The organism is Mesorhizobium sp. M4B.F.Ca.ET.089.01.1.1 (genome assembly GCF_004022605.1).
Lineage (GTDB): Bacteria > Pseudomonadota > Alphaproteobacteria > Rhizobiales > Rhizobiaceae > Mesorhizobium > Mesorhizobium abyssinicae.
This window is the reverse complement of sequence record NZ_RZOS01000243.1, coordinates 1-8,579: the sequence shown is the minus strand read 5'-3', so window position 1 is coordinate 8,579 and position 8,579 is coordinate 1. Positions and strand designations below refer to the sequence as shown.

Below are 8,579 nucleotides of genomic sequence, written 5' to 3'. Positions count from 1 at the left end.
GATATTCTCAAGAATGCCTTCTGCCATCTTCCTCCTCCACAAGTCTCAGTTCGACCGCTGACGGAGCGTTCGTAGATGTCAGAAGTTTCGTGACCTGGTCGTTGGCGGGCAGCGCTTCGCGCCCGCCTCGCCCCGTTACGGACAGGGCTGCGGCCGCGGCCGCGAACGCGACCCGGCCTGCGGTGTCGGCCCCGCGCGTCAATGCATGGGCATAGGCGCCATGAAAGCAGTCACCGGCGCCGGTCGAGTCGACGACGTCAACCCGGTGCGGGGGCAGGTGCCAGAGCCCTGTCTCGTCGCGCCCGCGATAGTAGACGCCCCTGCCGCCATCGGTCAGAACCACGGCGGACCGCGACGGCAACCATAGCGCATCGAGCATCTCGGCCGGCGATCGGCGGCCCGTGGCAGTCCGCGCAAAGGCGAGGGGAAGAATGAGATGGTCGCAGAGCGCGATCAGCCGCTCGGTGGCTGGGCCGCTGCTCCATTCGATATCGCCGAGGATCGCAACGCCGAGATCGCGAGCCCGGGCCACGACATCCAGCGACCGGATCGCGTAGCTATCGACGATCAGGACCGTCGCGCGGCTGAGGATATCGTCCGGAAAGTCCGGAGCGGTGCCCAGCATCGCATCGTCGTCATAGGCGATGAACCGCTCCCCATCCGAGCCGACGGTGATCCGCGAACGCACCGGGCGCGCTTGCGGGTGGCGCGGTGCGAATGCGGTTTCAACGCCGCTCGCAACGAGATCGCACAGCACCGGGTCGTCCGTGGCACTGCCCAGCCATCCGACGAACCCGGCGGTTCCGCCGAGCCGCGCGACGGCGGCAAGGGCCGTCGCGACATTTCCGCCGAAGGCGCGGGCACTTTGCAGAACCTTCCCCTTGCCCGCCGACAGCGGCTGATCGACATAGACGATGTCGTCGATCGCAATAGCGCCGAAGCCGAGGATCGAGGGGACGGTGGGCATCGTTCAGGCACCCGCCTTCGCCAGGGCGTCTTTTGCCGACAGGCCGTCATGGATGACGCCGCGAAAGGCAAGCGCTGCCTTCTGCGGATCGCCATGCCCCCAGAGATTGCGGCCGACCACGGCACCGCGCGCACCGGCACGGATGGCGTCCGCCGTCTGCTGAAGCGCGCCGAGCAGGGTATCGGTCTTCGGACCACCCGCGATCACAACGGGCACCGGGCAGGTCCGGACGGTCTCTTGGAACGACTCGAAATCGCCCGTGTAGCCGATCTTGATCACGTCGACGCCGGACTCGTAGCCGATGCGCGCCGCATAGGCGATCTCGTCGGGGGTGAAGACGATTTTCGCCCCGTCGGTGAAATCGCGCGGGTAGATATGCGCCACCACCGGCATGCCGTAGCGGGCCGCTGCGTTCACCGAATCGGTCAGCCAGCGTATGTACTTGCCCTCGGTCGCGCCGCGCACCGGAATGGCCACTGCCAATGCATCGGCCCCCGCGCGCACCGCATCCTCGGGCGTTGCGATCAGCTCGCTGATGCGATCGTCCGGAGTGAAGCAGCCCGCCTGGATCACCAGGGAAGCCTTGCCCGCATATTGCGGCCACAGATGGCGCGCGGTGCCAGGCTGGATGCTGACGTAGTCGGGTTTGCCCGCCATGACGCGCGCCAGCGCGCCCGGCAGGTCGGCAAGGCCGCCCTTGCGCACGTCGCCATAGCCGACGAAGTGGTCGACCGCGCCGCCGAAAAGGTTCCCCGATGGATGCGAGAAGAGGCGCGCAAGGCGCACCTTGGTTCCGAGGCTCATGAGTTCAAAATTCCCCAATCGGTTGTTTTCAAGATCCTGCTGCGTCAGCGTTTTCACATGCTCCATAAAATTTTTACGCGCGTCAAGAATTAAAATGTTGTATAGCGGCTTTCGATTGTGATCCATTGCTGGCGCCAGGGTGCGGCCAAGCCGTGGCCGCGTTGGGAGGTACGATCGAAAATGCACGGAAAATCAAAGACAAAGCTCGGCATCGGTGTCATCGGATGCGGCAACATCTCGATGACCTATCTGCGCAATGCGGCTCTGTTCGGCGGGATGGAGTTGCGCGCCTGTGCCGACATTTCCGCCGACATGGCGGCGCTCCGTGCCAAGGAATACGGCATCCGGGCGCTCGGCGTCGATGCGCTGCTGGCCGACCCGGACATCGACCTTGTCCTCAACCTGACGATACCGGCGGCGCACTTCGACATTTCGTTCTCGGCGCTTTCGGCCGGAAAGCACGTCTTCACCGAAAAGCCGCTGGCGACCTCGGCCAGCGACGGCCGCCGGCTGGTCGCCGAAGCAGCCAGCCGCGGCCTGCTGCTCGGCTCGGCCCCCGATACCTTCCTCGGCGCCGCCGGGCGGCGCGCGCGCCGCCTGATGGACGAGGGCGCCATCGGCCGCCCGGTGACCGGCACCGCCTTCATGATGGGGCGCGGCATGGAGCACTGGCACCCCAATCCGCAATTCTACTATCAGCCCGGCGGCGGCCCGGTCTTCGACATGGGCCCCTACTACCTGACGATGCTCGTCAACCTGCTCGGCCCTGTCGCCCGCGTCATGGCGATGGCGACACGCGGCCAGGAGGAGCGGCTGATCACCGCCGACGGTCCCTTCAAGAACACCAGCTTCAAGGTCGGCACGCCGACCAACATCCTGTCGCTGCTCGAATTCCGCTCCGGCGCCACTGTCACCTTCGGCGCCTCCTGGGACGTCTTCAGGCACTCCAACCATCCGATCGAATTGCACGGCACCGAGGGCTCGCTGAGACTCCCCGATCCCGACACGTTCGGCGGCACCGTCTCGCTGTCCGCGCGCGGCGCCGACTGGAAGGATTTCGAGAGCGACAGCGAGCTCTACGGCGCGCGCAACTGGCCCTATGCCGCGCCCGACCGCGCCAACTACCGCATGCTCGGTGTCGCCGATCTGGTCCGGTCGCTGTCCGAGGGCAGGAGGCCGCGAGCTTCCGGCGAACTGGCGTTGCATGTGCTGGAGATCATGGAGGCGATCCTCGCCTCCGGCGAGAGCCGCGGATCGGTTGCTGTCAATGGCACCGTCGACCAGCCGCCGCTTCTCGCCGAGGACGAGGCGACGAGCCTGCTGGCCTGACGGGAGGCCGCCCGATGACGACATCGCCCTCGACGGCAACCGGGCTCGATCCGCAAGCCCGCCACGTGCTCGATCTCGGCCGGCAGGCTGACGCCCCGCCGTTCGAGACCGGCACTCCCGAGGAGGCGCGCCGCGCCTATGACCAGGGCTTCCCGGAGCTGCAGGGAGAGCGCGAGCCGGTTGGGTCGGTCGGTGAGCGCACGCTCGCCGGACCCGGCGGATCGATGGTGGTAAGAGTCTATCGCGGGCAGGGGGCGCCGGCCCAGGCTGCTCCGCCGCTGCTCTATCTCCACGGCGGCGGCTGGGTGATCGGCAATCTCGACTCGCATGACGAGATCTGCCGCTGGTTCGCCAACATCGCGGCATGCGTCGTCGTTTCGCCCGCCTACAGGCTGGCGCCGGAGCACAAGTTTCCGGCGGCGGTCGAGGACTGCCGCGCAGTGCTCTCCTTCATGCGGGATGAGGCCGCCGCTCTCGGCATCGATGCGCGGCGCATCGCCGTTGCCGGCGACAGCGCCGGCGGCAATCTCGCCGCCGTGCTCAGCCTGCTCGCGCGGGACGACCGGATCCCGGTGACCGCACAGCTTCTGCTCTACCCCAACACCGATGCCGCGCAGACGGCGGACAGTTACCGACGCTTCGCCGAGGGTTTCGGCCTGACCGCCTCGACCATGGCATGGTTCCGCGATCAATATGTTCGCGACGCCGGCGACATCGACGACTGGCGCGTATCGCCGCTGAAGACGAAAGGCCTTGCCGGTGCCGCCCCGGCCTTCGTGGCCATCGCCGGCCACGACATCCTCGCCGACGAGGGCGAGGCCTATGCCAGGCGTCTCCATAACGACGGCGTGCCGGTGGTGCTCAAGCGCTGGCCGGGCCAGATCCACGGCTTCGTCTCGATGGGCCGCCACGGCCCGGCATCGCGGCAGGCTGTCGAGGCGGCGGTCGCCGCCTGGCGGAGCTTCGATCCCGGTTGAGCTGGGTCGGGTCGGTCGAGGTTCAGGTCACGCCGACTGGCGCATCACCAGCGTCGCGTCGAGATTGACCTTGGGCGCCACCGCCGTCCCGTCCTCGTTGAGCAGTCCCAGCAGCGTTTCGACGCTGCGCCCGGCCATGGCGGCGAAGTCCTGCGCCATGGTGGTGAGGCCGGGGCAGGTGTAGCGGCTGAGCGGATGATCGTCATGCGCCGCGACCCTGAGGTCGCAGTCCGCCTTGCGGCCGACCTTGATCCCCTTCGAGAAGGCGGCCGCCATCACGCCGAAGGCGAGACGATCGTTGTTGCACAGGATGGTCTTTCCCGGCAGGCCGCCACTGCCGAGCATCCTCTCGGTCTGTTCGTAGCCGATCCGCTCGAAATCCCAAGTGTAGTCCCTGGTATTGCCTATGACGATCGGCTCATGCCCGAGCCGCTTCATCGAGGCGACATAGCTGGCCAGCCGTTCGGGCGAGTTGTGGTTGACATGCGGGATGTCGAAATAGACCGGCGCGTCGCCCGATCGGCAGAGATACTCGACGATCGTCGCGACGCTCTGCGTGTTGTTGTTGCCGACGAAGGGCGTGCCGCCATCGAGATAAGTGTCGAAATAAACGATCGGGATGGCCTGCGTCAGCTTCTCCAGCGTGCGGTGATCGGAGCGCCGCCCGAGCGGCGCGACGAGCGCGCCGGAGACCTTCAAGGACAGGATGGTACGCGTCGCCTCGACCTCGAGCTCGGTCGAGCCGTGCGAGGAAATGACGATCGGCCAATAGCCTTCGTCGCGCAGCCGAAGCTCGATGCGGCTGACCATTTCCGAATAGAACGGGTCGGTCACCGTCGGCACGACGATGCCGATGCTGCGGGTGCGCTTGCGGTTGAGGTTGCGGGCGAACAGATTCGGCTGATAGTCGGAGGAGCGCAGCGCCTCCTCGATGCGCTTTCTGGTCGCCGGCTTGACGCTGGTCGGATCGTCGAAATATTTCGACAGCGTCGGTCTGGAGACGCCGCAGGAACGGGCGAAATCCTCCATCGTCTTGTGCGTCATCGCCATTCCAACCCTCGCGGCATGGATATCCAAACCTTTGGCCCCATGCGACTGCGCCGGCACCTACTTAGAGCGCGCCGGCGCGCACCTGCAAGGTGAAACTTTACAGACAAGTTTTCAAGTTTCAACGCGTTATGAGAAATTATTGCATGCGTAAATTTTGTGCAGAAGCGTGTGCAGCTTGCAGTGAGGGTAACGCCTAGAGCCGGGTGATTTCAGGTCGAATCGACCTGAAATCTGAATCCGGGTCTAGATCAAAGAAATAGAGCATGATGTCGTCCGAAAACCGCTTCACGCTTTTCGGCATCATGCTCTAGTAGACCGGCGTCGCCATATGCCGGGGCGCCGGCCATTCTTGCGTGATGCCGGGCTGTACCGGCCGCTCGAGATACGTCGACAGCACCACATAGCTGCGCGTCGAGGTGACGCCCGGCGTCTCGTAAAGCCGTGACAGCAATCCCTCGAGCGCGCGCGTGTCCTCGGTGCGGACCTTGAGCAGCATGCAGGTGTCGCCGGCCACCGTATGGATCTCCTCGACTTCGGGGAATTCGGACACCGCCATCAGCTCCGGCGTCTTGCCCCAGCCCCTGGTGTCGATATGCACGAAGGCTAGCAGCGGCTTCTTCACCGCTCTGGGATCGATGATCGCCGCCGTGGCGCGGATGGCGCCGCTGCGCTTGAGGCGCTTCACCCGCTCATGCGCCGCCGGCGGCGACAGGCCGACGCGATCGCCGAGCTCGGCGTAGCTGATGGTCGCGTCGTCGACCAGGATGCCTAATATCTTTCGGTCGATAGGGTCGATATCGCGGGCAGGCTGCCTGTTCCGCTGAATGCCATCTGTTTCTTCATCCATATCGGAATTCCTTATTGATGCCGAATTAAATACGGCCATTATGGGCATATGTCGAACAGTGATCAATCAGCAATTCTGGTGGCGGCGCCCCGGCCGCCGATCCCGGCGCTCGCCTATCTCCTGACCGGCTGCATCGCCGTCATCGGTTCCAACTCGCTGGTTCTCGGCCCGATCGCGCCCGCCGCGGCGACCTCGTTCGGGACGAGCGTGCCGGCGGTGATGAGCGCGGCCGCTGCCTTTGGCCTCGGCACCTCGGCCAGCGCGCTCTTCCTTGCCCGCTATATCGACCGGGTGGGCGCGCGCCGCATGCTGCGGGGCGCATTGCTGCTGCTGGCGCTGGCCCTGGTCGCCAGCGCGCTGGCACCGACGGTGACGGCGCTGGTCGCGGCCCAGCTGGTCGCCGGCATCGCCGCCGGCGTCGCCATGCCGGCGATCTACGCGAGTTCGGCGGCGATCGCGCCGCCAGGCCGTGAAAGCGGTACCATCGGCGTCGTGCTGACCGGCTGGACGCTCTCCATGGTGGCCGGCGTCTCGCTGTCGGCCGTGCTTGCCGATCTCGTGCACTGGCGCGCCGTCTTCGCCGCCGTCGCGCTCCTTGCCGCGACCGCCGTCGTCGGCCTGACAATGAGTTCGCTGCGCGACAGCAAGAAAAGCGGCCCGGCGCCTTCGCCGCTCGGCGCCCTCGCCGTTCCCGGCATCCTGCCGCTGCTGATCGCCTGCGGCGCCTTCATGACCGCCTTCTACGGCGTCTACGGCTACCTCGGCGATCACCTTCACCAGGGCCTCGGCGAGCCGGTCAGCGCCAATGGCCTGGCGGCACTCGCCTATGGTTTCGGCTTCGGCGCGGCGGCACTGCTCGACGGCGTCATCGACCGCCTCGGCGCCCGGCGCGTCATGCCGTTCGCCTGTCTGCTGGTGGCGGCCGTCTATGTCGCCATGGCCACCGCCAGCGGCAGCTTCGGCCTGCTCATGGCGACGGTCGCCCTCTGGGGCCTTGCCAACCATTTCGGGCTGAACGTCCTGGTGATGCGCCTGACCGCGCTCGACCCCACGCAGCGCGGCACCATCATGGGCTTGAACAGCTCCGTCACCTATCTCGCCGTCTCCATCGGCACCGCCGGCTTCGGCCCGCTCTATACGAGCCTCGGCTTCGCCAATTGTGCCGGGATCGCGGCCCTGCTGATGCTGGTCGCCGCTTCGGCGGCGGCATGGCGCTCGGCAGGCACTGCCCAGCAGTAAGCTTGCGTCCCTGTTCGATCCTTCGCTAAGGCTGGCAAATGGAACCGAACTGGACGAAGCGATGAAGACGACGCTTGAGACCACCGCCGATCCTTCGGCGCAGGAACTCGCCTTCCTCGGCGAGCAACTCACCGCCTTCAACGACGCCGATGTCGGCGCCTCGGGCCGAAAGTCGCTCGCCGTCTTCGTTCGCGACGAGGCTGGCAAGGTCGTCGCCGGCATCTCCGGCTACACCGCCTGGGGCTGGCTCTTCGTGCAATGGCTGTGGGTCGACGAGAGCCTGCGCGGCCAGCACATGGCGGGCCAGATGCTGCAGGCGGCCGAACAGGAGGCGGTGGCGCGCGGCTGCCACGGCGCCTGGATCGACACCTTCAATCCCAAGGCGGCCAGGGCCTATGAGCGCCAGGGTTACCAGCCGTTTGGCACGCTGCCCGATTTCCCCATCGGCCGCAGCCGCATCTTCCTGCAGAAGAGCCTGACTGCCGCCTGATCGGCGGTCCGGAACTGCGGCAAGCAAAACTCTACCCGGCGAGTTTCCCGCCGCGCATCGGCTGCGGCACGCCGGTCGTGCTCGGGAAACTGATCGGCAGGCCGCGCAGCACCCGCACCGCCAGGAACGCAAAACACTCCGCCTCGACCGCGTCGCCCTTCCAGCCCAGCGTCTCGGCTTGCACGGCTTCGACGCCGGCGCGGCTGGCGAGCATCGCCATCATCGTCGGGTTGTGGCGGCCGCCGCCGCTGACCACCAGCCGCTTCGGCCGATGCGGCAGAAGGTCGAGCGCCTTGCCGACGGCGGCGGCGGTGAAGGCGGTCAGCAAGGCTGCGCCATCCTCGGCGCCGAGGCCTTCGGCCATCGCGGCGGTGAAGTCGAAACGGTCGAGCGATTTCGGATAGGGCTTGGTCAGATAGGGATGTTGCAGCAGTCTGGCGAGCCGCGCCTCGTCGACCGTGCCGGCGCGTGCCAGCGCGCCGTCGCGGTCCATGTCGCCAAGCCCCTTCGCCTTGATGAAATCGTTGAGCGGCGCGTTGGCCGGTCCGGTGTCGAAGGCGACGACATTGTCCTTGCCGTCCCACCAGGTGATGTTGGCGACGCCGCCGAGATTGAGCACCGCCATGTCGCCGCTGGCATCCGCCGCGCGCAGCAGCGCGGTGTGATAGGCAGCCGCCAGTGGCGCGCCCTGTCCGCCGGCGCGCATGTCGGCCGAGCGGAAGTCGTAGGCGACCTTGGCTCCGAGGATCGAGTGCATCAGCTCGCCGTCGCCGAGCTGGCGGGTCTGGCCGAGCCGGCCGGCCTCCGGCGCGCGATGCAGCACCGTCTGGCCGTGGAAGCCGACGACGCCGATATCGGCCATGGTCAGGCCATGGC

At 66.8% G+C, this 8,579-nt stretch carries 9 protein-coding genes; 4 read left to right on the top strand and 5 right to left on the bottom strand.

The features are described from left to right. Nucleotides 1–7: 7 nt before the first annotated feature. A complete protein-coding gene (locus EN780_RS21090; protein WP_128275206.1) occupies nt 8–967 on the bottom strand; it encodes a PfkB family carbohydrate kinase in 960 nt (319 codons plus the stop codon). 3 nt (nt 968–970) lie between these two features. Beyond that, entirely contained in the window at nt 971–1,771 is an 801-nt protein-coding gene (locus tag EN780_RS21085) for a class I fructose-bisphosphate aldolase (protein ID WP_128275207.1), read from the bottom strand. A gap of 180 nt (nt 1,772–1,951) precedes the next feature. On the opposite strand from EN780_RS21085, the gene EN780_RS21080 reads away from it, so the two are divergent. Continuing rightward, nucleotides 1,952–3,100: a Gfo/Idh/MocA family oxidoreductase gene (locus tag EN780_RS21080; RefSeq protein WP_128275205.1), complete on the top strand. Its 1,149-nt coding sequence runs from the start codon at nt 1,952–1,954 to the stop codon at nt 3,098–3,100. A 14-nt stretch (nt 3,101–3,114) separates the two neighbouring features. Beyond that, nucleotides 3,115–4,077 (top strand): alpha/beta hydrolase, encoded by a 963-nt coding sequence (locus EN780_RS21075; protein ID WP_128275204.1) that lies wholly within the window; start codon nt 3,115–3,117, stop codon nt 4,075–4,077. A 27-nt stretch (nt 4,078–4,104) separates the two neighbouring features. Here the strand turns inward: EN780_RS21075 and EN780_RS21070 are convergent, their stop codons facing one another. Then, entirely contained in the window at nt 4,105–5,127 is a 1,023-nt protein-coding gene (locus EN780_RS21070) for a LacI family DNA-binding transcriptional regulator (protein ID WP_127310598.1), read from the bottom strand. A 307-nt stretch (nt 5,128–5,434) separates the two neighbouring features. Then, nucleotides 5,435–5,974: an Lrp/AsnC family transcriptional regulator gene (locus EN780_RS21065; protein WP_126056125.1), complete on the bottom strand. Its 540-nt coding sequence runs from the start codon at nt 5,972–5,974 to the stop codon at nt 5,435–5,437. Between the two features lie 48 nt (nt 5,975–6,022). Here EN780_RS21065 and EN780_RS21060 point away from each other — a divergent pair, with 48 nt between their 5' ends. Continuing rightward, complete coding sequence (locus tag EN780_RS21060; RefSeq protein ID WP_128275203.1) at nt 6,023–7,213, top strand: MFS transporter; 1,191 nt, start codon at nt 6,023–6,025, stop codon at nt 7,211–7,213. 61 nt (nt 7,214–7,274) lie between these two features. Further along, complete coding sequence (locus EN780_RS21055) at nt 7,275–7,703, top strand: GNAT family N-acetyltransferase (protein ID WP_128275202.1); 429 nt, start codon at nt 7,275–7,277, stop codon at nt 7,701–7,703. Nucleotides 7,704–7,734: 31 nt separating this feature from the next. Here the strand turns inward: EN780_RS21055 and EN780_RS21050 are convergent. Beyond that, nucleotides 7,735–8,579: anhydro-N-acetylmuramic acid kinase (locus EN780_RS21050; protein ID WP_128275201.1), on the bottom strand; the 845-nt coding region annotated here is incomplete at its 5' end.

Excerpts from the sequence above, each read along its gene's own strand:
- EN780_RS21075 (WP_128275204.1), top strand. The coding sequence starts at position 3,115 with ATGACGACATCGCCCTCGACGGCAACCGGGCTCGATCCGCAAGCCCGC.
- EN780_RS21085 (WP_128275207.1), bottom strand. The coding sequence starts at position 1,771 with ATGAGCCTCGGAACCAAGGTGCGCCTTGCGCGCCTCTTCTCGCATCCA.
- EN780_RS21090 (WP_128275206.1), bottom strand. The coding sequence starts at position 967 with ATGCCCACCGTCCCCTCGATCCTCGGCTTCGGCGCTATTGCGATCGAC.
- EN780_RS21070 (WP_127310598.1), bottom strand. The coding sequence starts at position 5,127 with ATGGCGATGACGCACAAGACGATGGAGGATTTCGCCCGTTCCTGCGGC.
- EN780_RS21065 (WP_126056125.1), bottom strand. The coding sequence starts at position 5,974 with ATGGATGAAGAAACAGATGGCATTCAGCGGAACAGGCAGCCTGCCCGC.
- EN780_RS21080 (WP_128275205.1), top strand. The coding sequence starts at position 1,952 with ATGCACGGAAAATCAAAGACAAAGCTCGGCATCGGTGTCATCGGATGC.
- EN780_RS21060 (WP_128275203.1), top strand. The coding sequence starts at position 6,023 with ATGTCGAACAGTGATCAATCAGCAATTCTGGTGGCGGCGCCCCGGCCG.
- EN780_RS21055 (WP_128275202.1), top strand. The coding sequence starts at position 7,275 with ATGAAGACGACGCTTGAGACCACCGCCGATCCTTCGGCGCAGGAACTC.